Below are 24,324 nucleotides of genomic sequence, written 5' to 3' on the forward strand. Positions count from 1 at the left end.
CGGGCGAACGCCGCCAGTTCTCGGTGGAGAACGCGTACGCCGACAGGTACGGGATGCCCATCTCGATGGCGCCCTCGATGGTGTCGAAGAGGCTGCCGGGGTCCGCCGGCTCACCGACGCGGGCCTAGTCACCGGCGCGGACGGCGCGCTCGCGGCCGACGACGCGTCGTTGCGGGCGGCAGCCCGCGACAGCCGCCCGGCCGACGACACCGACCCGGCCGCCGATCCGGTGCTGCGGACCTTCCTGCGCGGAGACGTCCTGGTGGGCCTGCCGGCGCAGCCGAAACGGCGGCGCGTCCTGCTCGCGCACATCGCCGAGCGGTCGTTCGAACCAGGCACCCGCTATCCGGAGCGGGCCGTCGACGACGCGCTCAAGGCGTGGTGCGCGGCGGGCGGGTCGGATCACGCCACGCTGCGTCGGTACCTCATCGACGAGCGGTTGCTCACCCGCGAGCACGGCATCTACCAGCGACCCTGATCGTCCACGGCGCGAACCGTCTGGTCGCGGAGCAGGTTGCTAGCCTCGGCGCATGACCTCCTGCACGCTCGCCGACGGCCCACCGGACCTGTTGTTTCTGCTCTCCTGGTCGAGTCACGCGCTGCAGACCGAGCATGCCGCGGGGCTGGCCGAGTTGGGCATCTCGCCGCGGGCGCACTACGTGCTGGCGCAGGCCCGCACCGGCGAACTCACCCAGCGGGAGATCGGCGAGCGGTGCGGCGTGGACAAGACCACGATGGTCGTCACGCTCGACCAGTTGGAGCGGGCCGGGCTGGCCGAGCGCCGTCCCGCGCCGACGGATCGGCGGGCCCGGCTGGTCGTGGTGACACCGGCGGGGGAGCAGGTCCTGCAACGGGCGCAGCAGGTGGTCCGGCGCATCCAGGACGACCTGCTCGCGACGCTGCCCGAGCAGGACCGGGAGGCGTTCCTGCGGGCGCTGCTGGCGTTGGTGAGTGGTCCACTGGCGAACACCTCCCCGTACGCGCCGGGTGCCCGCTCCGGCTGTTAGTTCCGAGAAAGATAGTTCCGAACAAGACTATCTGCTACGGTCGTACTCGTTCGTTTCCCCTGAACGAGGAGTCCGTCATGAGCGCTACCGCCGTCACGACCCCCGCCACCTCGACCCTGCGCCGCCGCGCCCTCGGCGTCCTCGCCGCCGTCGTGGCCGCCCTGGCGATCTGGGCGATCGGCGCGCTGGCCGGAGTCGACTTCACCGTCGAGAGCCCCGGTCAACCCGCCACCGACATCGGGGCGGGCGCGATCGTCACGGTCGCCCTGGGCGCGGCCCTGCTCGGCTGGGCGGCACTGGCCCTGCTGGAGCGGTTCGCCCCGCGAGTCGCCCGGCCAGTCTGGATCTCGCTGGCCGTGGTGGTGACGATGGTGTCCCTCGTCCCCCTGCTCGGCGTCGAGGCCACCGGTGGGGCCAAACTGACCCTCGGCGCGACGCACCTGGCCGTGGCGCTCCCACTTGTCGCTCTGCTGCCGGCCCGCCGCCGCTGACCACCTCGATAAGAGGTTGACCGGGCGGTGATCATCGACTGGTGACCATCACCGCCCGGCCAACCTGGACAATCAGCGTCAGCCGACCCGACCAGCCCGACGCCATGCTGCTGCTGCGCGAGTACATGACCGAGATGGTGGTGCGCTACCATCACCGCCCGGCCCTGCCCGGCGAGGTCGACGAGGCGCTCGCCGAGATGTCCAGTGACGACCTGACCCACCCGAGCGGTGTGCTGCTGCTCGCCCACCACGACGCCGACCTGGCCGGCTGCGCCGGACTGCGCTGGCAGCCCGGCTGGGCCGAGCTGACCCGGGTGTTCGTCCGACCCGCCCATCGGGGCGCGGGTGGCGGCGCCGCGCTGCTGGCCGCCGTCGAGCAACACGCACGGCCGGCCGGCGCGGACCGGATTCGGCTCGACACCCGCGCCGACCTGGTCGAGGCCCGCGCCCTGTACGCCCGGCACGGCTACGTCGAGATCCCGGCGTACTCGCAGGGCCCCTACGCCGATCACTGGTTCGAGAAGCGGCTGCGGTGAGCGGTTGACGCCGGTCGACGGATGCGCTAAATAAGAAGAGGAAGTTGAGTCACCCCGGCTCAACTCATCACCTTCGGCCAGGAGAACCGAGGAGGCATGACCATGTTGATGCGTACCGACCCGTTCCGCGAGGTTGACCGGCTCGCCGAGCAGTTCTTCGGTACGGCAGCCCGCCCCGCGATGATGCATCTGGACGCCTACCGCGACGGCGACCACTTCTACGCGGCGTTCGACCTGCCCGGCGTCGACCCGGACACCATCGACTGCACCGTCGAGCGCAACGTGCTCACCGTCCGCGCCGAGCGTCGCCGGCCCACCGGCGACGGCGTCGAGCTGGTCGCCGCCGAACGCCCGATGGGCACCTTCACCCGGCGGCTGTTCCTGGGCGACACTCTGGACACCGACAAGCTGGAAGCCGGCTACGAGCACGGGGTGCTGACGCTGCGCATCCCGGTCGCCGAGCGCGCCAAGCCCCGCCGCGTGACCATCACCGCCAACGGCGACGGACGCCGGCAGATCAACGCATGATCACGGTGACGGGTGGGATCGGCGCGCCTGCACGCTGATCCCACCCGAGGCTGAGAGCCTTTTTCACATGGTGTTCTCCGACGCTCCGGTGCTGGCCCGCCCGTCCGCGCCACCCGCGCTGCCGAGTGGGCCGGTCGAGGTCACCGAGGCGTGGCTGCGCAACAGGCGGTTGTCCGAGCACACCCGCGACGCGTACCGGCGCGACGTCACCGGCTGGCTCACCTGGTGCGCCGGCCGTGACCTGGACCCGCTGCGGGCCACGTTCCTGCACGTCAACGACTACGCCCGCGCGTTGGAGACCACGCTCGCCGCCCGCAGCGGTCGACCGCTGACCCCGGCCACCGTGGCGCGGCGGCTCTCCGCGCTGTCCAGTTGGTACGACTTCCTGGTGAAGCTGGGCGCGGTGCCGGCCAACCCGGTCTCCGGCGCGGACCGGCCCCGCGTCGACCGGGACCACTCCGCCACCCTCGGGCTCACCCCGGAGGAGGTGGACGCCCTGCTCGGCGCCGCCGACGCGGACACCGGCCCGACCGCCCTGCGCAACCGGGCGGCCATCGCGCTCCTCGCCGACCTGGGCCTGCGCGTCGGAGAGCTGATCTCGCTGGACCTGACCGACCTCGGCACCGAACGCGGCCATCGCAGCGTGCGCTTCGTCGGCAAGGGCGGCAAGCAACGCCGCCGGGCCCTCACCCCCGGCAGCGGGTACGCCGTGGACGCCTACCTGGCCCAGCGGGCCGCCGCCACCGGCGTGCCCGTGCCACAGCTCACCGGGCCGCTGCTGGTCACCGCCAGCGGCGCCCGGCTGGACCGGCACTCGGTGTTCCGGATGGTGCGCCGGCTCGCCCGCGCCGCCGGCATCCCGGCCTGGGCGAAGCTGTCACCGCACTCACTGCGGCACGCCTTCGCCACCACGGCCCGCTCCGAGGGCGTGCCACTTGAGGACGTGCAGGACGCGATGGGCCACGCCGACCCGCGCACCACCCGCCGCTACGACCGCGACCGGCACAACCTCGACCGCGACCCGGCCTACGTGGTGTGGGCGGCCCGGTCCCGCCGCCGCGGCTGAGCGTGGACGCCCGCGACACTCGCCACGGCCGGACGTCGTACCGTGCTCGTACGGTCGACGGATGCGACATGGTCTGGAGATTTCCTGCGGCGGAGCGTCCCTCGCGGTGTCCACTCTGGTGGAGTTGGGGGAGATGGCCGAGCGCGCCGGGTGGGACGGCGTGTTCCTGGAGGACTACCTGATCCACTACGCCGGCGACGACCCGTCCACCTACGACCCCTGGCTGGTGCTCGCCGCCATCGCCGGCCGCACCGCCCGGGTGCGGCTGGGCACCACTGTCACCGCGCTGCCCCGGCGCCGCCCGGCGAAACTGGCGCGGGAGGTCCTCACCCTCGACCACCTCAGCGCCGGCCGCGCCACCGTGGCGGTCGGCGTCGGCGACCCCGCTGACCGGGGGCTGGCCGCGTTCGGCGAGCAGACCGAGGTGTCCGTGCGCGCCGCGATGCTCGACGAGGGTCTCGACCTGCTGACCGGGCTGCTCGGCGGCGAGCGGGTCAGCCATCAGGGCGCCCACTACCGGGCCGACGGGGTGGCGCTGCGACCTCCGCCGGTGCAGTCGCCCCGGGTGCCGGTCTGGGTCGGCGGCAGCATCCAGGCCGGGGCGGTGCGCCGCCGTGCGGCCCGCGCCGACGGCATCGTGCCGTACAAGCTCACCGACACCGACGGGTGGTCCGACCTCACCCCCGACGAAGTCCACGAGTTGGTGAGCGCCCTGCCAGCGACCCGCGCCGACGGTCAACCGTTCGACGTGGCGATCGGCGGCCGACGGCGCCGATCCGACGAACGCGCCGAACGCGTGTACCTCGGTGAGCTCGCGGCGGCCGGCGCCACCTGGTGGCTGGAGTTCATCCCGGCCGACGACCCGGCGACGATGCGCGCCGCCGTCGCCCGAGGCCCCCTGCGCTGACCCTCGCGATCGGTCACGGGGCGGCGAGTGTCCAGAGCGTCACCCGGGCAGTGCCGTCGCGGCAGAGGAGAGCGCTGCCGACCCACCGGCAGTCGGTCAGCCCCGCCGGAAGCACCGCCGACACCCGATGCCCGTCGCGCCCCACCGTCGCGACCAGGGAACGTTTCCCGTCCGCCGCCATCCCCAGCACCACCAGGGGTTCCGTGGGCACCCGTGGGCCCGGCACCGTGCGCCAGCGCGCCCCGGCCGGCCACGTCCAGCGCCGCGCCCCGGTGCCCGCGTCGATGGCCCAGCGGCCCTGCTCGTCCTGCCCGCAGATCAGACCCTGGCAGGGCCGCAGGGTCAGCTCACCCGGCTCGACCGGCAGCCGCCAACGCGGTGCCAGGGCGGGCAGGTCGTACCCGGTCAGCGCCGGCCCACTGCCGCTCGGGTGGCGCAGCACCAGGTGCTCGCCGACGACCTGGGGGTTGTCCGGGCCGTAGTCGGCAGGCGGAAGCCGCCCACGCCCACGCTCCGTGCCGTCGCGGGCGTCGAGCAGCCGGGCCAGCCCGTCGTCCTGCACCAGCAGCAACCGCCCGGGCAGCGCCCGCAGCACCGCCGTGGAGGGCACCGGGACCGACCACCGGGTCGCGCCGGTCGCCGGATCGACACCGTGCACCGTGCCCTCGACCCGCCGTCCCGGCGCGGAGGCACTGCGCACCTCGCTCACCGCGACCGGCGCGTCTCCGGCCGCGACCACCCGCTCGGGTCGCCGCCACACCGGCTCGCCGCTCCGCATCGACCGCGCGGTGGTCACCCTCGCCCCGCTCGTCTGGTCGCGTTCGACCAGCAGCAGCAGCTCGCCGGCGACCTCGGCGAACCACCCGGCGGCCCACGGCACGGTGACCCGCCACCGGTGCGGGCCGTTCGGCGCGGCCGAGTCGTAGGCACTCAGCGTCGGCGGGTTCGCGTCGGGGTCGACGACCAGCAGCAGCGGCCCCGCCCCGAGCACTGTCGCCCCGGCGGGCACCGCCGGGCCGACCTGGGGCGTCAGGTACGCGGGCCCGGCCGCGCCGCCGAGCAGGGCGCACGCCACCAGCAGCAGCGCCACCCGCCAACGGCGGGACACCTGCGGCGGCGGCCGACGCTCGTCCCGGGGTGCGCCCCGGTCGTCACCCAGCTCGATCAGCACCGACATGGGCGCCTGCCCGCGCGCTCGCCTCGGCCGCTCAGCAGAGCAGATCCAGGTGGTGGTGGGCGTCCTCGGCGATCTCCTCGTGCCGCAGCCAGCGCCGCGCCCACAGCCGGGCCGCCAACTCCGCCTGCTCGTCACCCCACGCGGCGTGCTCGACGAGCAACGCGGTGGTCAGCGCGTACGCCAGGCGCAGCGCCAGACCACGGGCACCGGCCTGCACCGCCGCGGCACTCGGCTCGGCGGTGACCGAGGTGATGGTGTCGCCCAACCGCGCGGCGGCGGCAGCCAGGGTGTCGGCAAGCGTCGGCGACAGCGGTCGGGCCAGGTCTACCGCGGCGGCGAGCCGGGCCAGCACCGGCGTCCCGGCGTCCTCCCGGGTCAACGCGCGCAGCACGTCCAGGGCCAGCACGTTCGTGGTGCCCTCCCAGATCGGCAGCACCTGCGCGTCGCGCAGCAGCCTTGGCACGCCGGTGTCCTCCACGTAACCGGCCCCGCCGAAACTCTCCACGTACTCACTGGCGGAGCTGACGGCCAGCTTCCCGGTGGCGAGCTTCGCCAGCGGCGCCACGATCCGCAGCTCCGCCGCCGCCGCCGGGTCGGCACCGACCTCGACCCGCCCCAGCAGGGCGAACGCGTGCCCGGCGAGGGCGAACGCGCCCGCCGCGTCGACCGCGAGGGTGCCCAGGGTGGCCCGGTGCAGCGGCGAGGACACCAACGGCCCGCCCGCGACATGCCGCACCTCGGCGTACGCGCGCGCGTAGTCCAGCCCGCGGCGCATCCCCCCGGCCGCCGCGGCGGCGTTGTGCACCCGGGTCACCACCACCAGCGTCATCGCCCGGACCAGGCCGGGCACCGCCGGATCACCGAGCGGGAGCGCGTACGCGTCGTGCAGCCCGATCTCGGCGGTGGGCAGCGCGCGGGTGCCGAGCTTGTCCTTGAGGCGGTGCACTGTGACACCCGGTGCGGGCGCGCCCGGTGCCCCACCGTTGCTCAACGGCGAGTCGACCGCGTAGCGGGGAACCAGGAACGGCGCGAGCACCCGGCTGCCGCGCCCGGCGTCCTCCGGCCGGGCCAGCGCCACGGCCATCGCCGCGTCGGCGGCCGAGCAGAACCACTTCTCCCCGGTCAGCCGCCAGGACCCATCCGCCGCCGGTCGACCGATGGTGCTCGACCGGCCCAGGTCGGAGCCGCCCTGCGACTCGGTCATCCACTGCCCGCTGGTGATCGCCGTCGCCGGGTCCGTGGAGATCAGCCGGGGCAGCCACGCGTCGCGGACCCCGGCGTCCACGTCGGGCATGCTGAGCAGCGCCGCCGCCCCGTCGGCCATCGCCACCGGGCAGGAAAAGGTCGCCGACTCCGGCCCGTACAGGTGCAGCAGGGCGTGTTGCACGACCCGCGCGGCGGCACCCCAGGTGCCGCGCGCGTCCGTCAGGTACGGCAGCGCGACCACGGCGTGCCGGGCCGCGGCGGCGCGCTGCGCCTGCCAGCCGGTGGAGGTGTCGATCCGGTCGATCCGAGCGCCCCACGGGTCGTAGCGGACCAGCGTCGGCGGGTGCGCCTCCGCGTCGGCGTGCGCCGCGCGCAGCGGCCCGGTGACGTCGGCGGCCAGGTCGGCGAGGCGTCCCTTCGCATCGGCGTGCCCACCCGGGCCCAGGTGGCGTTCCAGCCAGGACCGCAGCAGGCCGTCACCGGCGTACGGGTCGACGGGAGGTGGTACCGGCTGCACGAAGCGGCTCATCGATCGACTCCTGGCACTGCTCGGGGGTGTGCGCCGACGGTAGACGATCCGCCGCCGATCCGAACAGGGCAGTCCCACCCAGCCAGGCACCGCCGATTTTCGGCTTGTCGCACTTCAGCGCGATCGTGTTCTCTACGGTCGGTAGTCGTGGGTGCCGGCCAGCCGTGGAGCCGACCGGCCCGGCGCAACCGCCCGATGCGCACCGGGCTGGCGTTCGCCGGGTTCGGTGTGGCGCTGTGCTGCGTCGGGGTGGCCGGGCTGGCCGCGTGGAACCTGCAGACCGTCCGTCAGGCCGCCGGCCCGATCCGGGAAACCGCCGACGACTTCCTCAGCGAGGTGGCCCTGGGCGACAGCGACCAGGCCTACGAACGGCTCTGCGCGGACGCGCGCAGCCGGTGGAGCGCGATCGGCTTCACCAGTTGGGTGCGCACGCCGCCGATGGTCACCGACTACGAGATCACCGACGTGTCGGTCGCCACCCGCGGCGGACGACCGCACGGCACGGTGACCGTGAAGGTGACCCGTGCCGGCGGGCTCAGCGAGGAACGACGCCTACCGGTGGTCCGCGAGAGCGGGGACTGGCGGGTGTGCGGTGACCCCTTCTGAGCCGCCGGTCGTTCGGCCGAAGCGGCCCTGGTTGCTACGCGAGCGTCGGGGCGTGGAGCCGACCACGTCGATGGAGCTCTTCTTCGACCTGGTCTTCATCTTCACCACCACCCAGTTGGCGCACTACCTGATCGCGCACCCGGACTGGCGCGGCGCCGCACGCACCGCGCTCCTGCTGGCGCTTGTCTGGTTCGTCTGGATCTACACCGCCTGGGGGACGAACTGGCTGCGGCCCGACCAGGCGCCGGTGCGGGCGCTGCTGATCGCGCTGATGCTGGGCAGCATGCTGCTCTCGGCGGCGATCCCCGAGGCGTTCGCCGGCGCCGGGCTGGTCTTCGCGCTGGTCTACGTGACAGTGCAGATGGGCCGCACCGTGTTCGGGCTGTGGGCGGTGCAGGGCCAGCCGTGGCTGATCGACGGGTTTCGGAAGACGTTGCTGTGGTTCGTCGCGACGTCACTGCTCGTGGTGCTCGGCGCCGTGATCGGCGGAGCCTTCCAGGAGGCGCTGTGGGCGGCGGCGATCGTGATCGAGGTGATCGGCCTGCAGACCGGGTTCCCGGTGCCCGGTCTGGGCCGGAGTCCCGCCGAGCGGTGGATGGTGGAGGGCGGGCATCTCGCCGAGCGGTGCCAGGCGTTCATCCTCATCGCCCTGGGTGAGTCGATCCTGGTCACTGGGAGCACACTCGCGCAGCACCTGGACCTGACGATGTCCGGGGCGTTCCTGCTGGCGTTCGCCGGTTCGGTGGCGCTGTGGTGGGTGTACTTCGCCCGGTCCGCCCCGGCGGCGGCGGAGGTCATCGCGCGCGCCGGTGAGCGTACCGGCGCGTTGGGCCGGCTGGCGTTCAACTACCTGCACCCCGTGATGGTCGCCGGGATCATCGTCACCTCGGCGGGCGACGAGCAGCTCCTGCGCGAACCCGGCGCCCCCGCCACCACGGCCGGCGCGCTGTTCACCCTGGGTGGCCCGGCGTTGTTCCTCGCCGGGCACGCCGCCTACAAGGCGGTGCTGTGGCGGATCCTGCCGACCAGTCGGATCACCGCCGTGCTGGTGCTGCTGGCGCTGGTGCCGGCCTGTGTGGGGCTGGGAGCGCCCGTCGCGGTGTGCGCCGCGCTGGCGTTGGCGGCAACCGTCGCCGTCATCGTGACCGACCGGTTGCGGGCCCAGCGCGCTCAGTCGCGGGGCCCGAGGTCGCCGCTGCGGTAGTGCCGGCGGCAGAGCACCTGGTAGCGCACCTCGGCGGTGTCGACGGTGTCGCCGATGACGACCTGCGCGCCCTCGCGGACCACCCGCCCGTCGACGACGCGGGCGTTGAGCAGCCCCTCCCGGCCGCACCAGCAGAGCACCTCGACCTGGATGCGGGCCACCTCGTCGGCCAACTCGAAGAGGCGTTGAGCGGCGGGGAACAGGCAGGACCGGAAGTCGGTCGCCAGACCGAACGCGAACACGTCGACGTCGTAGCTGTCGACCAGCTCGGCCATCTGCTCGACGTGCTCGACGGTGTAGAAGCACGCCTCGTCGCAGATCAGGTAGTCCACGCGTACCCCGTCGGCCCACCGGCCGCGGACCAGGGCCCGCAGGTCCAGGTCGTCGGTGACCTCGATGGCCTCGTGAGCCAGGCCGATGCGGGTGGTGACCTGCGGGCCCAGCGACCGGTCGATGCGGGTGGTGACCAGCCCGCGCCGACCCTGCCGGGCGTGGTTGTAGTTCATCTGCAACGCCATCGTCGACTTGCCGCAGTCCATCGGCCCCCAGAAGAACTTCAACGCCGCGGCGTGCACCGGACGCCCGTCGAGCCCGCGCGCGGCCGCGCACCCGGCCGGTGCGTGCGGCTGGCCGGGGAACGGGTGAGCCAGGCAGGTCGGAGCGGTGGCGGCGTCGTCTGTCACGGTCGGGCAGCCTAGCCGATCGACCGAGGCTGATCTGCCGCGCGCGGGACGCGTGCTCAGAGCACCCGGGGCGGGGTGTTGCCGGCGGCGACGATGGCGCGGCGGATCGGCACGGCGGCCAGGAGCAGGAAGCCGACCACGAAGAAGATCAGCAGTGAGACCAGGCCCACCCGGTAGGAGGCGGTGAGTTGGAACACCAGGCCGAAGGCGAGCGGGCCGAGCCAGCTCGTGCCCTTGTCGCTGATCTCGTAGAAGCCGTAGTACTCGCCTTCCTTTCCGACCGGGATGAGCTGGCTGAACAACGAGCGGCTCAACGCCTGGCTGCCGCCGAGGACCAGGCCGATGCCCGCGCCGAGGATCATGAACGGCACCGGCGCCTCGGCGGGCAGCCGGAACGCGGCGATGATCACAGCGGTCCAGAGCACCAGGCTGAGCAGCACGGTCTTCCACGCGCCGATGCGCCTGGCCAGCGCTCCGAGGCTCAGCGCGCCGCCGAAGGCGAGGAACTGCACCAGCAGGATCGTGATGATCAGGGTGCTCTGCTCCAGGCGCAGCTCCTCGGTGCCGTACTGGCTGGCCAGGGTGATGACGGTCTGGATGCCGTCGTTGTAGACCAGGAAGGCGAGCAGGAAGAACAACGTCAACGGGTACGCCTTGATCTCGCGCATGGTGCGGCCGAGTTGCCGGAACCCGTCGGTGACCACGTTGCCGCCCCCACCGGCCAGGGCCGCGGCGGTGGGGTGCTCGCGCATCCAGCGCAGCGGCACCAGCGTGAACACCGCCCACCACACCCCGGCCGACACGATCGACCAGCGGGCCAGGTCCAGGGTGCGCTGCGGATTGTCCGCCTCGTCGAGCAGGGTGATCGCGACGAGGTTGAGCGCCAGCAGCAGACCGCCGCCGAGGTAGCCGATCGCCCAGCCGCGGCTGGAGATGCCGTCGCGTTCGTCGGGGCCGCCGAGCTGCGGCAGGAACGAGTGGTACACCACGACCGCCGCGCCGAAGGAGATGTTGGCGACCAGGAACAACGCCCCGCCGAGCAGGTAGCGGTCGCCGGTGACGAAGGCCATCGCGATGGTCGCGCCGGCACCGGTGAACGCCGCCGCGCCGAGCAGCCGCTTCTTGTGCGCCGACCGGTCGGCGATCGCCCCGATGACCGGCAGCACGAACACGGTGAGGAACACCGACAGCGAGATCAGGTACGGGTAGTAGGAGCCGGCCGCGACCCGGATGCCCAGCGGGTGCACGTACCCGTCGCAGGTGTCCGCGCCCAGCTCGCAGCCGGCGGCCAGCTCGGCGACGGTGGTCAGGAACGGGCCGAGGAACACGGTGATCACTGTGGTCTGGAACGCGGAGTTGGCCCAGTCGTAGATGTACCAGCCTCTGCGCTCGCGGCGGGTGCTCGCCGGGGGCGGGGTGTCGTCCACCGTGGGGGTCACGGTCTCGGCCATCCGGGGGTCCTTCGACGGATCAGGCGGCCCAGTGGCCGCGGCTGCGGTAGACGTCGCGCAGCACGCCGACGTGATCGGTCATGATGCCATCCACACCGAGATCCAGTAAGTCGTGCATCTGGGCGGGTTGGTCGATCGTCCAGACGTGCACCTGAAGGCCGAGCCGGTGGCAGTAGTCGAGGAACCGGCGGTCCACCACCGGCACCCGCCCGTAGCGCGGTGGCACCTGCGCGGCGACCACCGACGGAGGCAGCCGCAGCGGCCGACCGTGCAGGGAGGCGAGCCGCAGCCGGGCGACCCCCCGCATACCCAGGCTGGTGGCGACCCGACCGTCGGTGAGCGCGCGCAGGCGGGTCAGGCGGGCGTCGCTGAACGACGCGAGCAGCACCCGGTCGGCGGCGCCGACCCGGGTCACTGTCGCGACCGTCGGTTCGACACCGCCGTCGGCCTTCACGTCGATGTTGAAGCGGACCTGCGGCCAGGCGCCCAACACCTCGTCGAGCCGGGGTACGACGGCAGCGCCGCCGACGCGTACCGAGGCGAGATCGGCCCAGCTCAGCTCGGCGATGCGCCCCGCCTCACCGGTGACCCGGTGCAACGTCGGGTCGTGGAAGATCACCGCCACGCCGTCGGCGGTGGCGTGCACGTCGGTCTCCACGTACCGGTAGCCCAGCCCGATGGCCCGGGCGAACGCCTCGGTGGTGTTCTCGTCACCCTCGGCCGCGCCGCCACGGTGGGCGAACGCCAGCGGCGCGGGCGCGTCGAGGTAGCCGAATCGGGTCAACACGCGACGCAGTATGCCCGCTGCTGGTGGACCCCGGATGGCCTGCCGGCGACATTCGTCCTTCGACGCCGGTCAGGCCAACCAGCCGCCGGTCAGCCGGGCCACCGCGGAGCCGTCGAGGTCGGCGAGCTTGACGCCGACGAACTGCCGCGCGGCGTCGGAGGTCTGCACCCGCACCGGCGGCGTCGGGTCCACAAGCGTCGCCGCGACGACCGACGCGGCGTCGGCGGAGGACTGCGCGGCGGCGAACGCCTGCCCGGTGCGGGCCAGGTACGCCCGCAGCGCCGGCCCGTACACCCCGGCGGCTTCGGCGGCGGCGTCGGGATCGATGCCGATGGTGGCGACGAACTCGCTGGCCACCGCGCCCGGCTCGATGACGGTGACCCGCACGCCGGTGGTGGCGGCGAGCGGGGCGAGGGCTTCCAGGTACCCCTCGACGGCGAACTTCGCGGCGCAGTACGCCTCGTTGAACGGCTGCCCGACGATCCCACCGACGCTGGAGACCGTGATCAGGCGACCTCGGCTGGCCCTCAGATGCGGCAGGGCGGCCCGGCTGACGTGCAGCACACCGAAGAAGTTGACCTCCATCACGGCCCTGATGTCGTCGACGCTGTCCTGTTCCAGGGTGCCGATGTGCCCGGCTCCGGCGTTGTTGACGACCGCGTCGAGCCGCCCGTACGTGTCGATCACCTCGTCGACGCAGGCGCTCACCGAGTCGGGGTCGGTGACGTCGAGGCGGCGTACGTCGATCAGGTCGGCGACCCCGGCGGTGCCGGCGGCGGCGCGCAGCCGATCGGCGCGGCCGACGTCGCGCATGGTGGCGACCGTCCGCCAGCCGGCGCGGGCGCAGCCGAGCGCGGTCTCCAGGCCGATGCCGGTGGACGTGCCGGTGATCAGCACCGTCTGCTCGCTCATGAGCTCCTGCCTTCGTGCCGGGCGGGGTTTCGATCGCGTGCCAGCCGCCCGGCACGCACGTGACCTCTGGTGAACGTCACCGCATGGTACGGCCGGGGCGGGCGTCGGGTGTCGGGAAGCCCGATGCCCGCCCCGCCCCGGCTCGTCGCGTTCGCACAGTGAGCGCCCGCGATGGCGTACGCCACGTCGATGGCTCTGGCTGACGGGTGTGGGCGGTGCCGCCGCTGACCGTCAGCCGCAGATCAGGTCGTCGAGCAGTGTCATCTGCCGCTGGATGACCGCCACCGCCGGGCCCGGGTCGGCCAGCTCGGTGGCCAGGTACAGAACCGTCGAGCGGCGCCCGTCCGGGCTGACCGCGGCGAGGGTGCTCATCCCGGGCATGGAGCCGACGTGCGCCCAGGAGCCGCCGCACCGGTTGGGTATCCACATGATGCCCAGCCCGTAGCGGATGCCCGGCCGGATCCCCTGGAATCCGTCGGCCAGCACGGTCTGGCGCAGTTCGGCCAGTTGCGTGGGTCGCAGCAGTTCGCCGCGGCCGACCGCCTGCCAGAAGCGGGTCAGGTCGGTGGGGGTGCTGACCAGGCCGCCGGCCGAGGCCGTCACTGTCGGGTTGAACACGGTCGTGTCGACCATCGGCCCGTCGGGTGCGAACTGCCGGTACCCGTTGGCGTGCGGGCGGGGCAGGGTCGGCAGGTCACCCGGGTAGAACGTGTGGGTCAGGCGCAGCGGCAGCAGGATCCGGGAGCGCACCTCGGTGTGCCACAGGTGTCCGGTGACGCGTTCGATGAGCATCCCGGCCAGCAGGTAGTTGGTGTTCGAGTAGCTCCAGCCGGTGCCGGCGACGAACAGCGGCGAGTGCCGCATCGCGGTCGCCACCTGCTGCGCCTCCGTGTAGTGGTCGAAGCGGTGCGCCAGGAACTCGTCGGCCGACTGCAGGGCGGCGAGGTCGCCGGTGGGGTCGTAGAGGCCGCTGGTGTGCTGTAGGAGTTGGCGGACACTGACGTTTCGGCCGTCGTTGCCGTTGCCGGTGACGACGCCGGGCAGCCAGCGTTCGATCGGGTCGTCCAACCGGAGCCGGCCCTCGCCGACGAGTTGGAGCAGCACCACCGACACGAACGTCTTGGTGGTGCTGCCGATGCGGAAGTACCCGTCGGTCGGCACCGGCGCGCCGGTGTCCAGGTCGGCCACGCCGCTGCGCGCCGCGGTCACCTGGCCCCCGTCGCGGACCAGGCCCTGCGTCCCGGACACGCCCAGGTCGTGCAGGTCGTCGAGGCCCTCCTGGAGCACCGTGACCGTGGACCGGTGATCCGGGGTGGGCGGCGCGGCCGACCCGGCCGCCGGGCCGACGATGGTGGACAGCACCGCCGCCACTGTCGCGGCCGCCACGACGCCGCGCCAGCGCACCGCCTTCCGTACTGCGAAAACCACACTCACCTCAAGGCTCCCTTCGGAACAACAATGTGCCCAAACGGTACGAAGAGCCTCGATGTCCGCACCAACCGGAAAACCCCAGATTCGACGTGGGGGTTAGCCCCCAGCACCACCGCTGCGCGGCGCCGACCTACGAACTCAGGTAACGCAGGACCGCGAGGACACGCCGGTTGTCGGCCTCGTCCGGGGGCAACCCCAGCTTGTCGAAGATGCTCGCGACGTGCTTCTCCACGGTTCCGCCGGTCACCACGAGCGCGTCGGCGACACCGGCGTTCGAGCGCCCCTCCGCCATCAGCGCGAGCACGTGGCGTTCGCGTGGGGTCAGCGCCGCCACGCCGCCGGCGCGTCGGCTGACGCGCAGAAGCTGACCGACGACCTCCGGGTCGAGCGCCATGCCGCCCGTGGCGACCCGTTGGAGCGCGTCGGCGAACTCCGCGACGTCGGCCACCCGTTCCTTCAGCAGGTACCCGACGCCCGCCGCGTTGCCTTCCAGCAGCCGGGCCGTGTACCTGGTCTCGATGTACTGCGACAGCACCAGCACGCCCGTGCGGGGGTGCTGGCGGCGGATCTCCAGTGCGGCGCGCAGCCCTTCGTCGGTGTGCGTGGGCGGCATCCGGATGTCGGCCACCACGACGTCGGGCTGGTGCTCGGTCACCGCGGCCAGCAGCAGGTCGCCGTCGCCCACGGCGGCGCACACCTGGTGGCCGTGGTCCTCGATCAGGCGGGCGAGCCCCGCCCGGAACAGGGCGGCGTCCTCGGCGATCACCACGCGCACACTCATGCGCGCAACGGAAGCTCGACGGTGACCGTCGTCGGGCCACCGGGCGGGCTCGCGATGGTCAGCGTGCCGTCGACCACGGCGACCCGTTGCGCCAGCCCGGACAGGCCGGTGCCCCGGGTCGGGTCGACGCCGCCCGTGCCGTCGTCGGCGACGCTGAGCCGCAGCACTCCGCGGCCGCCGGCCACCCGGACGGCGATGGTGTTCGCGTAGCTGTGCTTGGCGGCGTTGGCCAGCAGTTCGGCGGCGCAGAAGTACGCGATGGTCTCGATCGCGGGGGTGGGCCGGACCGGGATGCCGATCTCCAGCTCGACCGGGATCGCACTGTCGGCGGCCAGCGAGGCGAGGGCGTCGGCCAGCCCGTTGTCGAGCACCGGCGGGTGGATCCCGCGGGTCAGACTGCGCAGTTCGCCCAGCGCGTCCTTCGCGCCGCGCAGCGCGGCGTCGACCAACTCACGCACGGCGGCGGCGTCCGCGACCTCGTCGCCGTCGCCGAGTTTGCGGCGGGCCATGCCGAGGTTCATGGCCAGCGTGGCCAGCCGGATCTGCGCGCCGTCGTGCAGGTCGCGTTCGAGCCGGCGCAGCAGGGCGGCGGAGTCGTCCACGGCCGACGCCCGGCTCACCTCCAGCTCGTGGACCCGCTGCGCCAGCCGCCCCGGCCCGAGCAGACCTCGGATCAGCCAGGCGTCGGCGGACGTGACGGCTCTGGTCACCCACGGCGCGGCCAGCAGCATCGCCGCCCCCGCCGCGGCGGCGGCGAACGTGCCGCCGAGGGTCGCGACGCGGAACGTGCCGTCGCCGAACAACCCGAACGGCGTGAACACCGGCACCGGGTCCAGCCGGACCCCCGGCGGGTGGTTGCGGAAGGCCCCCCACAGCAGCGGGTAGCTCAGGTTGACCAGCCCGCCGACCCAGAAGAACACGGCGTACAGCTCGATCAGGCTGGCCGGCAGCTTGGCCAGCAGATACCCGACGACCCGCCAACCGGCCCCGTCGCGGGAGCCGGGCCAGGCCCGACCGGCGCGCCGGGGACGCGCCGGCGGCGGCGCCGCGACCCGGACCCCGAGCAGCCGGGCCGCGAGCATGCGGTGCAGGGCGCCGAGCCGCCGAGCCGCCGTCGTCGACACCAGCAGTACGAGCAGCAGTCCCACGCCGACAACGGCGACGGCCACGTCGCTCGGGGCGGGGTTGCCCCGCCCGCCGTTGCTGACCCACCAGCTCAGGTCCACGGCGACGACGAGGAGAGCCACCGGGTTGAGCACGATGAACGGCAGCCCGGCGAGGCAGAACACCAGCTCGCGGCCCGCGCGCCTGTCAAACGGGGCCACGACCGCCGGGTGGGCGGCCCGCCACGAGCGGCTGCCCCGCCTCAGCTCGCCCGGCGGCGGGCTCGCGGTCGGCGTGCGCACCGGAGGGCCCATGCCGTCATCATCCTCCCTGCCCATCCCGCTGTGCGCTCACGCGTCCCGCTTGGCCAGCAGCCAACCGCCGACGGTCAGCGCGAGCACGGCGTACAGGAACAGCACGCCCAGCCCGGCCCACGCGGACAGGAAATCCGGGCAGGCTGCGGCGTCCGTGCCGCAGGTCACCGGCCGGGTCGTGCTCAGGGAGTTCTCCACGATCAGGATCGGCATGTACGACGCCACGCCGTGGGCGACGAAGCCGATGAACTGCGCGACGACGTACACGCCGGCCACCAGCACCCCGACGGCGGCCGCGCTGTGCCGGATGATCGCGCCCAGGCCCAGGCCGAGCAGTCCGATCAGGCAGAAGCCCGCCCCGGTCACCGCGACCGCCCTGAGTACGCCGGGTTGGTCGAGCGTGGGTGCCACGACGCCGTGGCGCAGCGTGGCCCGCACGGCGATGAACGCGACGAACGAGGCGGCCTCCCCGACGATCAGGGTCACCGTCGCGAACACCGCTGCCTTCGCCACCAGCACCAGGGGACGCCGCGGCACGGCGGTCAGCGTGGCCCGGATCGTTCCCGAGCTGTATTCGCTGGTCATGGTCAGCACGCCCAGTACACCGGTCAGCAGCAGGCCGGGGACCACCCCGGCGAGCGCGTTGTTCGTCACGTCCCCGGTGGCGCTGCGGGTGTTCAGGCCCACGGCGATCCCGATCCCGACGGTCCCGACGACAGTGACGAGCAGGGTCCACCAGGTCGACCGCAGGCTGCCCAGCTTGATCCATTCCATCCGGGCCGCCTGCGCCAGCCCGTGGCGGCCGTTGGGCACCCGGGTTTGCGCGGTCGTGGTCATGACGTCGCCTCCTTCGCCTGGTTGCCCTGGTACTCGACCGCTGTGCTGGTGAGCTGGAAGAACGCGTCCTCCAGCGATGCCGAGCCGGCCGACAGGTCGGCGACCGTGGTGTCCGCGAGCAGCCGCCCCCGGCCGATCACCACCAGCCGCTCGGCGGTCACCGCCATCTCGCTGATCAGGTGGCTGGACACGAACACGGTGCGGCCCTGCGCGGCCAGCGACTTCAGCAGGTCGCGAATCCAGCGGACCCCCTCGGGGTCCAGCCCGTTCACCGGCTCGTCGAGCAGCAGCACCGCCGGATCACCCAGCAACGCCGAGGCGACGCCCAGGCGCTGGCCCATCCCGAGGGAGAACTTCCCGGCCCGCCGCCCGGCCACGCTGGTCAGGCCGACCAGGTCGAGCACCTCGTCGACCCTGGCCCGTGGGATCGCGTTGCTGGCGGCCAGCGCGCTCAGGTGGGCGCGTGCGCTGCGGCCCGGGTGGAACGCCCTGGCTTCGAGGAGCGCGCCGACCTCCCGCAGCGGCCAGCGCAACTCGCGGTAGCGGCGACCGCCGATGCGCACCTGACCGGCGTCGCACCGGTCCAGGCCGAGGATCAGCCGCATCGTGGTGGACTTGCCCGACCCGTTCGGGCCGAGGAAGCCGGTGACGCTGCCCGGGCGTACGTCGAAGCTGAGGGCGTCGACCGCGACCATCGGTCCGTATCGCCTGGTGAGGTTGCGGGCCTCGATCACCCGATCTCCTTCCGTCGTGGTGGCTACGGAAGATCACGCTAGGCGCGCGGTTGTCCGGGCAGGAGCCGGCTGACGGCCGTCTTCGGCTGGGGGATTTCCCCCAGAGCGGCCGGTGGTCGACGCGGTTTTTCGGAACCGGTGTCGATCTCAGCGGGGGTCGCGGCGGTGGATGCGGCTGAGATCGCTCGGGCGGCTGGGGTCGACGTGGCGGGGCAGGTCCGGTTCGTCGGGGCGCAGCGGGGCGAGGGTGTCGGTGAGCGCGTCGATGATCCGGTCGGTGGCGCGGCGGGCGGCGCCGGGTGTGGTGGCGGTGGTCTCGCCGAGGTCGACGGGCGCGCCGAGGTGCACCCGGATCACCGGGCGGTGCCGCAGCGCGTGGGCGATGCCGCGCAGCATCCCGCGGGGCGCGTGGTAGGGCAGCACCTCGTGGGCGCCCCACTGGGCGATCGGCACGACCGGGGCACCGCAGGTCAGGGCGAGTCGGGCGGCGCCGGTCTTGCCGCGTTCGGGCCACATGCCGGGGTCCAGCCCGATGCGCCCCTCGGGGTAGATGAGGATGACCGACCCGCTGGCGACGGCGTCCGCGGCGTCGTCGAGTGCCCGGTGGACGGCGCTGGTGCCCCGGTCGACCCGGATGTGACCGGCGTGGCGCATGGCGGCGCCGAGCACGGGCACGCGGAACAGCCCGGCGGTCGCCATGATCCGGGGGGCGATGCCGCGGGTCTGGCAGGCGGCGGCCAGCACCAGCGGGTCGAACGGGCTGATGTGGTTGGCGGCCAGCACCAGCGGGCCGCGGCGCAGGTGCTCCGGGACGTCGCCGGTGACCTCGAGGCGGGCGAGCAGACCGACCAGGGCGCGGGTCAGCAGCAGGGCGGCCCGCCAGATCAGTGGCGGTTGCCAGGGGGAGTGTGCGGTGTCCATCAGCGCGCCATCGTCGCACGGGTCGGGGTGGCCGCGAGGCCGGGTCGGGGTGATCAGGGTCATGGGTCCCGGGTGGGTTCGGGTCGTCCACCCCTCTACGACGAGCAGTAGTATTTACTACGTCTCGTAGTATGAGTAGCTGGGGGTTTCAGGTGGACGCGTTGGACGTTGCCCGCTGGCAGTTCGGTGTCACCACCGTCTACCACTTCCTCTTCGTACCGCTGACCATCGGCCTGTCCGTGCTGGTGGCCATCCTGCAGACCATGTGGCACCGCACCGGCAACGAGCGCTACCTGAAACTCACCAAGTTCTACGGCAAGCTCTTCCTGATCAACTTCGCGATGGGCGTGGTCACCGGCATCGTGCAGGAGTTCCAGTTCGGCATGAACTGGAGCGACTACTCCCGCTTCGTCGGCGACATCTTCGGCGCGCCCCTGGCCATCGAGGCGCTCGTCGCGTTCTTCCTCGAATCCACGTTCATCGGCCTGTGGATCTTCGGTTGGGACCGGCTGCCCAAACGAGCCCACCTGGCCAGCATCTGGGCCGCCGCGATCGGCACGAACCTGTCCGCGTACTTCATCCTCGCGGCGAACTCGTTCATGCAGAACCCGGTCGGCTACCGGATCAACCCGGACACCGGGCGGGCCGAGCTGACCGACTTCCCGGCCGTGCTGACCAACAAGGTCGCCCTGATCACCTTCCCGCACACGCTGGCCGGCTCGTTCCTGGTCGCCGGGTCGCTGATCGTCGCGGTCGGCCTGTGGCACGTCATCCGCAACCGCGACTCCGCCGACACCGGCGCGTACCGCTTCGCCACGAAGTTCGGCTCGTGGGTGGTCCTGGTCGCCTCCGCCGCCGTGCTGTTCACCGGCGACATCCAAGGCAAGATCATGACGGACGTGCAGCCGATGAAGATGGCCGCCGCCGAGGGCCTCTACACCACCGAGAGCCCCGCCTCGTTCTCGGTGCTCACCATCGGCAGCCTCGACGGCAGCCGCGAGGTGTTCGCCCTCAAGATCCCGTACCTGCTGTCGTACCTGGGCACCGGCGACCCGCACGGCACCGTGCACGGCATCAACGACCTGCAGGCCCAGTACGCCACCCAGTACGGCGCGGGCAGCTACACCCCGATCATCCCGGTCACCTACTGGAGCTTCCGCTTCATGGTCGCCTTCGGGATGGCGGCCGGCGCCATCGCCCTGCTGGTCCTGTGGAGCCAGCGCAAGGGCCGCACCCCCAGCAGCAAGTGGCTGCTGCGTGCCGGGCTGGCCATGCCGGTGCTGCCGTTGTTGGCCAACTCCTTCGGCTGGATCTTCACCGAGATGGGCCGCCAGCCGTGGATCGTCTTCGGCGAGATGCTCACCCGCAACGGGGTGTCGCGCAGCGTCTCGCTGGCCGAGGTGCTCACCTCGTTCACCGCCTTCACGCTCATCTACGCCACCCTCGCCGTGATCGAGGTGAAGCTGCTGCTGCGCTACGCCAAGGCCGGCGTGCCCGACGTCAGCGACGAGCACCCCATCGACGACACCCACGACGACGCCGAGCGCCCGCTCGCCTTCGCCTACTGACCCCCGGAGCCCATCGTGGAACTGACCACCATCTGGTTTCTCCTCGTCGCCGTGCTGTTCACCGGGTACTTCATCCTGGAGGGCTTCGACTTCGGCGTCGGCATGCTGCTGCCCGTCCTGGGCCGCGACGACCGCGAGCGCCGCGTTCTGATCAACACCATCGGCCCGGTCTGGGACGGCAACGAGGTGTGGCTGATCACCGCCGGTGGGGCCATGTTCGCCGCGTTCCCCGAGTGGTACGCCACCCTGTTCTCCGGGTTCTACCTGCCGCTGCTGCTGATCCTGCTGGCCCTGATCGCCCGGGGTGTCGCCTTCGAGTACCGGCACAAGCGCCCGGAGGCGTCCTGGAAGCGCCGCTGGGACACGGCGATCGTGGTGGGCTCACTGGTGCCGGCGATCCTGTGGGGCGTCGCCTTCGCCAACATCCTGCGCGGGGTGCCGCTGGACGCCGACCACGAGTACGTCGGCGGTCTGGTGGACCTGCTCAACCCGTACGCCCTGCTCGGTGGCGCGACCACCCTCGCGCTGTTCCTCACCCACGGCGCGGTGTTCCTCGCCCTGAAGACCACAGGCGACATCCGCGAGCGGGCCCGGGCGCTCGCGGTGCGCGTGGGCGTCGGCGCCGCCGTGCTCGCGGTCGCCTTCCTGACCTGGACGTTGAGCATCCGTTCCAGCGCGGCGGCCGTCGTGCTCGCCGTCGGCGCTGCCCTCGCCCTGCTCGGTGGCCTGGCCGCCGCCCGGGTACGCCGGGAGGGCTGGGCGTTCACCGGCACCGCCGTGGCGATCGGCCTGGCCGTGGCGACCCTGTTCGCGGCGTTGTTCCCGAACGTGCTGCCGTCCACGCTGGACGCGGCCGGCACGTTGACGGCGACGAACGCGGCCTCCACCCCGTACACCCTGAAGATCATGACCTGGGTGGCGGTGATCTTCACCCCGGTCGTGCTCGCCTACCAGGGGTGGACGTACTGGGTGTTCCGCAAGCGCATCGGCGTGGCCAACATCCCGCAGCACTGACCGCCGGAAAAATCGGAGGTCAGCTCCGATCCGCCCCGCTAGGGTGTGCCGATGCCCGAGCCCGTGCACGTTCGTGAACTCAACCTCGCCGACCTCGACGCCGCCTGGGAGTTGGGCCGGTTCGCGTTCGGCTCGACCTCGGAGCGCCCGGCGTCGACGAGCGTCGAGGTGCCCGGCATGACCCGCCACGGCGCGTTCGACGACAGCGGTCGGCTCATCGGCAAGGCCGTCGACCTGCACCACGACCAGTGGTGGTCGGGCCGGGCGGTGCCGGCGGCCGACGTCGCCGGGGTGGCGGTCGCCCCCGAGGCCCGTGGTCGGGGCGTGGCCCGTGCCCTGCTCACCGCGCTGCTGCGCGGCGCCCGTGAGCGCGGTGCGGTGGTCAGCGCGTTGTACCCGACCGTCGCTGCCCCGTACCGGGCCTGCGGGTGGGAGGCCGCCGGTGTGCTGCGTACCGTCGATCTGACCACCGCCGCGCTGCCCCGGCACCGGCCCTCCCCGGATCTGGCGGTGCGGGCCGGCACACCGGCCGACCTGCCCGCCGTCGCCGACCTCTACGAGCGGGTCGCCCGGTACCGCAACGGCATGCTGACCCGCCGGGGTGAGCTGTTCGACTTCTTCGCCGCCGACCGGGGCCTGCCCGGCGACGGTCTCACCCTCGTCGAGAGCGACGGCGACCTGGTCGGCTACGCCACCTGGCAGCGGGGCCGCGGCTACGGCGCCGACTCGGTGCTCACCGTCGACGAGGCCCTGGCCGTCACCGCCGAGGCCGCCCGGGAGCTCGTCGGGGTGCTCGGCAGTTGGGCAAGCGTCGCACCGACGGTGCGGCTGTGCCCGCTCGACGGCGACGCCGTCAGCCCGCACCTGCCGTTGGAGTCGGCCCGCGACCACGAGCGGGACCTGTGGATGCACCGACCGGTCGACGTCGCCCGCGCGGTGGGCGCACGCGGGTGGCCCGTCCACGCCCGGGGCGTCGTCGACTTCACCCTCACCGACACCCTCGCCGAGTGGAACACCGGCACCTGGCGGTTGACAGTCGCCGACGGCGACGCCGAGCTGACCCGGGTCGGCGGCGAGGCCGACCTGCGGCTGGACGTACGCGGCTTCGCCCTGCTCTACGCCGGAGCCGCGCGGGCCCGCTCGGTCGCGCAGGCCGGGCTGCTGCGCCACAGCCCGGATGTCGACCCGGCCGCGCTCGACCTGCTGGGCGCCGGAGGGCCGGCGCAGTTGCTCGACTACTTCTGACCGTTCGCCGGGGCCGGGCGTTCGGGCGCGGACCCCACTCCGGGGGCGATCATGGGTCCGCCTCGCCGGTACGGTGTGCCGGTGGACATTCTGGCGCGGATCCACTCTGGAGTGACGGTGCAGCGGCTGCTGTGCCACCCCCGACTTCCGCTGGTGGCCGGTTGGGACGCCGACCGTCCGGCGATCAGGATCTGGACGTACGGGGACGGGCCGCTGCGGGAGTGCGGGGCCGTGGGCGCGGGTTCGGCCGTCTACGGCGACGACATCGCCTATGAGCCGTCCAAGCGGACCCCCTCCGCCGCCTGGCATCCGAGCGAGGCGCTGCTGGTGGTGGCGGACGCCGAGAGCGCCGCCCGCTGGACACCGTCGGGCACCGCGCCGATCGATGGCGTCGCGCCGACTGAGTACCAACGCGAGGTGGCGTTCAGCCCGGACGGTCGGACGCTCTGGTTGTCGCCCGCCGACGGGGAGGACGGCTGGGAACAGTCCGTCGCGCTCGACCTCGCCTCGGGAGCGACAACCATCGGCCCTCGGTGGGACACCGGGGTGGTGGCGCATCCGGCGGGCGGCCTCGTGTGCACCCTCCAGAGCGACCAAGGTGCCACGCTGGTGCTCTTCTCCGAGGACACCGGGCCGGTGCTGCGGCCGGTGCGTCGGGCGCTGGTCCTGGACTGCGACGGCTACGAGGCGCCGACCTTCAGCTCGGACGGCCGGCACTTCGCGGTGCGCGGCAACGCGTACGACAACTCGCTTGAGGTGTTCGAGTTCCCCTCGCTACGGCGCGTCCTGGGCATGACGCTGGGGGAGCCGAGTCCGGGGTACCCGTACCCGCAGGAGTGGCTGGACGAGATGCACGCCTGGTTCCGCCACAACGTCGTGTTCGGCTCGTTGCCGGGGGTCCTCTGGATCGGGACACCCGAGGGCGCGGTGGTCGAGCTGGAGATCGACGGGAAGCGGGTGACTGAGCACGAGGTGCTGCCCGGGGCCGCGGTGACGGCGCTGGCGGCCACCGCCGCGGGTGACCTCGTCGTCGCGGGCGACGACGGCATGCTGCTCCTGCTGTCGGTGGGCAGGGTCGGCACGGGCGAGGCGCCCAGGGCCGCGGTGACCGAGTTCCTCGCCGCCACCTGCGAGGCGTCGGTTGTCGACCTGGACCAGCTCGACCTCACCGACGGGACGCGGACCTGGCAGCCGGGTGACCTGGAGGTGGTGAGCGAGGACTCCGGGACCGACCCGTCCTGGCTGCGGATCCGGGCCGCCATGAACCGGCTCACCTGAGCCGCTG

At 72.9% G+C, this 24,324-nt stretch carries 25 protein-coding genes and 1 pseudogene; 13 read left to right on the top strand and 13 right to left on the bottom strand.

Annotated elements, in window-relative coordinates; translation table 11 throughout:
• Nucleotides 1–94, bottom strand: a pseudogene (locus tag AB0F61_RS26130) (undecaprenyl diphosphate synthase family protein); the annotation flags it as partial.
• A gap of 168 nt (nucleotides 95–262) precedes the next feature.
• Between AB0F61_RS26130 and AB0F61_RS26135 the strand changes: the two are divergent.
• The 7 genes from AB0F61_RS26135 (at nucleotide 263) to AB0F61_RS26165 (ending at nucleotide 4,535) form a co-directional block, all read left to right on the top strand.
• Nucleotides 263–478, top strand: a complete 216-nt coding sequence (locus tag AB0F61_RS26135) for a DUF2087 domain-containing protein (RefSeq protein ID WP_357814670.1) — start codon at nucleotides 263–265, stop codon at nucleotides 476–478.
• 52 nt (nucleotides 479–530) lie between these two features.
• The gene (locus AB0F61_RS26140; protein WP_357814495.1) at nucleotides 531–1,007 is read left to right on the top strand and encodes a MarR family transcriptional regulator; all 477 of its coding nucleotides are present in this window, start codon (nucleotides 531–533) and stop codon (nucleotides 1,005–1,007) included.
• Nucleotides 1,008–1,084: 77 nt separating this feature from the next.
• Complete coding sequence (locus AB0F61_RS26145) at nucleotides 1,085–1,498, top strand: DUF6069 family protein (RefSeq protein ID WP_357814498.1); 414 nt, start codon at nucleotides 1,085–1,087, stop codon at nucleotides 1,496–1,498.
• Between the two features lie 41 nt (nucleotides 1,499–1,539).
• On the top strand, nucleotides 1,540–2,034 hold the full coding sequence (locus AB0F61_RS26150) for a GNAT family N-acetyltransferase (protein ID WP_357814500.1): 495 nt from the start codon (nucleotides 1,540–1,542) through the stop codon (nucleotides 2,032–2,034).
• Between the two features lie 102 nt (nucleotides 2,035–2,136).
• Nucleotides 2,137–2,562, top strand: coding sequence for an Hsp20/alpha crystallin family protein (locus tag AB0F61_RS26155; protein ID WP_357814673.1), 426 nt, complete (start codon nucleotides 2,137–2,139; stop codon nucleotides 2,560–2,562).
• A gap of 67 nt (nucleotides 2,563–2,629) precedes the next feature.
• Nucleotides 2,630–3,628 carry a tyrosine-type recombinase/integrase gene (locus tag AB0F61_RS26160; RefSeq protein ID WP_357814503.1) on the top strand — a complete coding sequence of 333 codons (999 nt, stop codon included), beginning with the start codon at nucleotides 2,630–2,632 and terminating at the stop codon, nucleotides 3,626–3,628.
• 61 nt (nucleotides 3,629–3,689) lie between these two features.
• Nucleotides 3,690–4,535: an LLM class flavin-dependent oxidoreductase gene (locus AB0F61_RS26165; protein ID WP_357814506.1), complete on the top strand. Its 846-nt coding sequence runs from the start codon at nucleotides 3,690–3,692 to the stop codon at nucleotides 4,533–4,535.
• A gap of 13 nt (nucleotides 4,536–4,548) precedes the next feature.
• Here AB0F61_RS26165 and AB0F61_RS26170 read toward each other — a convergent pair whose 3' ends face one another.
• Entirely contained in the window at nucleotides 4,549–5,712 is a 1,164-nt protein-coding gene (locus AB0F61_RS26170; RefSeq protein WP_357814509.1) for a PQQ-binding-like beta-propeller repeat protein, read from the bottom strand.
• A 31-nt stretch (nucleotides 5,713–5,743) separates the two neighbouring features.
• The gene (locus AB0F61_RS26175; RefSeq protein WP_357814512.1) at nucleotides 5,744–7,447 is read right to left on the bottom strand and encodes an acyl-CoA dehydrogenase family protein; all 1,704 of its coding nucleotides are present in this window, start codon (nucleotides 7,445–7,447) and stop codon (nucleotides 5,744–5,746) included.
• A gap of 147 nt (nucleotides 7,448–7,594) precedes the next feature.
• On the opposite strand from AB0F61_RS26175, the gene AB0F61_RS26180 reads away from it, so the two are divergent.
• Both AB0F61_RS26180 and AB0F61_RS26185 read left to right on the top strand, forming a co-directional pair.
• Nucleotides 7,595–8,053 (top strand): hypothetical protein, encoded by a 459-nt coding sequence (locus AB0F61_RS26180; RefSeq protein ID WP_357814515.1) that lies wholly within the window; start codon nucleotides 7,595–7,597, stop codon nucleotides 8,051–8,053.
• Nucleotides 8,054–8,105: 52 nt separating this feature from the next.
• Nucleotides 8,106–9,257 (top strand): low temperature requirement protein A, encoded by a 1,152-nt coding sequence (locus AB0F61_RS26185; RefSeq protein ID WP_357814517.1) that lies wholly within the window; start codon nucleotides 8,106–8,108, stop codon nucleotides 9,255–9,257.
• On the opposite strand, the gene AB0F61_RS26190 is transcribed toward AB0F61_RS26185, so the two are convergent.
• The 10 genes from AB0F61_RS26190 to AB0F61_RS26235 all read right to left on the bottom strand — a co-directional run bounded on the left by AB0F61_RS26190 (nucleotide 9,224) and on the right by AB0F61_RS26235 (nucleotide 19,212).
• A complete protein-coding gene (locus AB0F61_RS26190) occupies nucleotides 9,224–9,832 on the bottom strand; it encodes a thymidine kinase (RefSeq protein WP_238647311.1) in 609 nt (202 codons plus the stop codon). The genes AB0F61_RS26185 and AB0F61_RS26190 overlap by 34 nt on opposite strands.
• A gap of 164 nt (nucleotides 9,833–9,996) precedes the next feature.
• Nucleotides 9,997–11,391 (bottom strand): MFS transporter, encoded by a 1,395-nt coding sequence (locus AB0F61_RS26195; protein ID WP_357814519.1) that lies wholly within the window; start codon nucleotides 11,389–11,391, stop codon nucleotides 9,997–9,999.
• Nucleotides 11,392–11,410: 19 nt separating this feature from the next.
• The gene (locus AB0F61_RS26200) at nucleotides 11,411–12,178 is read right to left on the bottom strand and encodes a glycerophosphodiester phosphodiesterase (RefSeq protein WP_357814521.1); all 768 of its coding nucleotides are present in this window, start codon (nucleotides 12,176–12,178) and stop codon (nucleotides 11,411–11,413) included.
• A 69-nt stretch (nucleotides 12,179–12,247) separates the two neighbouring features.
• On the bottom strand, nucleotides 12,248–13,090 hold the full coding sequence (locus AB0F61_RS26205; RefSeq protein WP_357814524.1) for an SDR family oxidoreductase: 843 nt from the start codon (nucleotides 13,088–13,090) through the stop codon (nucleotides 12,248–12,250).
• Nucleotides 13,091–13,321: 231 nt separating this feature from the next.
• The gene (locus AB0F61_RS26210) at nucleotides 13,322–14,524 is read right to left on the bottom strand and encodes a serine hydrolase domain-containing protein (RefSeq protein ID WP_357814527.1); all 1,203 of its coding nucleotides are present in this window, start codon (nucleotides 14,522–14,524) and stop codon (nucleotides 13,322–13,324) included.
• Between the two features lie 127 nt (nucleotides 14,525–14,651).
• Nucleotides 14,652–15,296, bottom strand: a complete 645-nt coding sequence (locus AB0F61_RS26215; RefSeq protein ID WP_357814677.1) for a response regulator transcription factor — start codon at nucleotides 15,294–15,296, stop codon at nucleotides 14,652–14,654.
• Nucleotides 15,297–15,298: 2 nt separating this feature from the next.
• On the bottom strand, nucleotides 15,299–16,720 hold the full coding sequence (locus AB0F61_RS26220; RefSeq protein WP_357814530.1) for a sensor domain-containing protein: 1,422 nt from the start codon (nucleotides 16,718–16,720) through the stop codon (nucleotides 15,299–15,301).
• A 36-nt stretch (nucleotides 16,721–16,756) separates the two neighbouring features.
• On the bottom strand, nucleotides 16,757–17,557 hold the full coding sequence (locus tag AB0F61_RS26225) for an ABC transporter permease (protein ID WP_357814533.1): 801 nt from the start codon (nucleotides 17,555–17,557) through the stop codon (nucleotides 16,757–16,759).
• The gene (locus AB0F61_RS26230) at nucleotides 17,554–18,291 is read right to left on the bottom strand and encodes an ATP-binding cassette domain-containing protein (protein ID WP_357814536.1); all 738 of its coding nucleotides are present in this window, start codon (nucleotides 18,289–18,291) and stop codon (nucleotides 17,554–17,556) included. Before AB0F61_RS26230 ends, AB0F61_RS26225 begins: the two co-directional genes overlap by 4 nt.
• A gap of 147 nt (nucleotides 18,292–18,438) precedes the next feature.
• Nucleotides 18,439–19,212: a lysophospholipid acyltransferase family protein gene (locus AB0F61_RS26235; protein ID WP_357814680.1), complete on the bottom strand. Its 774-nt coding sequence runs from the start codon at nucleotides 19,210–19,212 to the stop codon at nucleotides 18,439–18,441.
• 152 nt (nucleotides 19,213–19,364) lie between these two features.
• Between AB0F61_RS26235 and AB0F61_RS26240 the strand changes: the two genes are divergently transcribed.
• From AB0F61_RS26240 to AB0F61_RS26255, 4 genes are all read left to right on the top strand, one after another.
• Entirely contained in the window at nucleotides 19,365–20,780 is a 1,416-nt protein-coding gene (locus AB0F61_RS26240; RefSeq protein ID WP_357814683.1) for a cytochrome ubiquinol oxidase subunit I, read from the top strand.
• Nucleotides 20,781–20,795: 15 nt separating this feature from the next.
• Nucleotides 20,796–21,794 (top strand): cytochrome d ubiquinol oxidase subunit II, encoded by a 999-nt coding sequence (gene cydB, locus AB0F61_RS26245; protein WP_357814539.1) that lies wholly within the window; start codon nucleotides 20,796–20,798, stop codon nucleotides 21,792–21,794.
• Nucleotides 21,795–21,845: 51 nt separating this feature from the next.
• A complete protein-coding gene (locus AB0F61_RS26250) occupies nucleotides 21,846–23,039 on the top strand; it encodes a GNAT family N-acetyltransferase (RefSeq protein WP_357814541.1) in 1,194 nt (397 codons plus the stop codon).
• 81 nt (nucleotides 23,040–23,120) lie between these two features.
• Nucleotides 23,121–24,317, top strand: coding sequence for a hypothetical protein (locus AB0F61_RS26255; protein WP_357814543.1), 1,197 nt, complete (start codon nucleotides 23,121–23,123; stop codon nucleotides 24,315–24,317).
• The last annotated feature ends 7 nt before the right edge of the window (nucleotides 24,318–24,324 follow it).

Origin of the sequence: Micromonospora sp. NPDC023888 (assembly GCF_040639415.1) — a bacterium.
Classification (GTDB): Bacteria; Actinomycetota; Actinomycetes; order Mycobacteriales; family Micromonosporaceae; genus Micromonospora.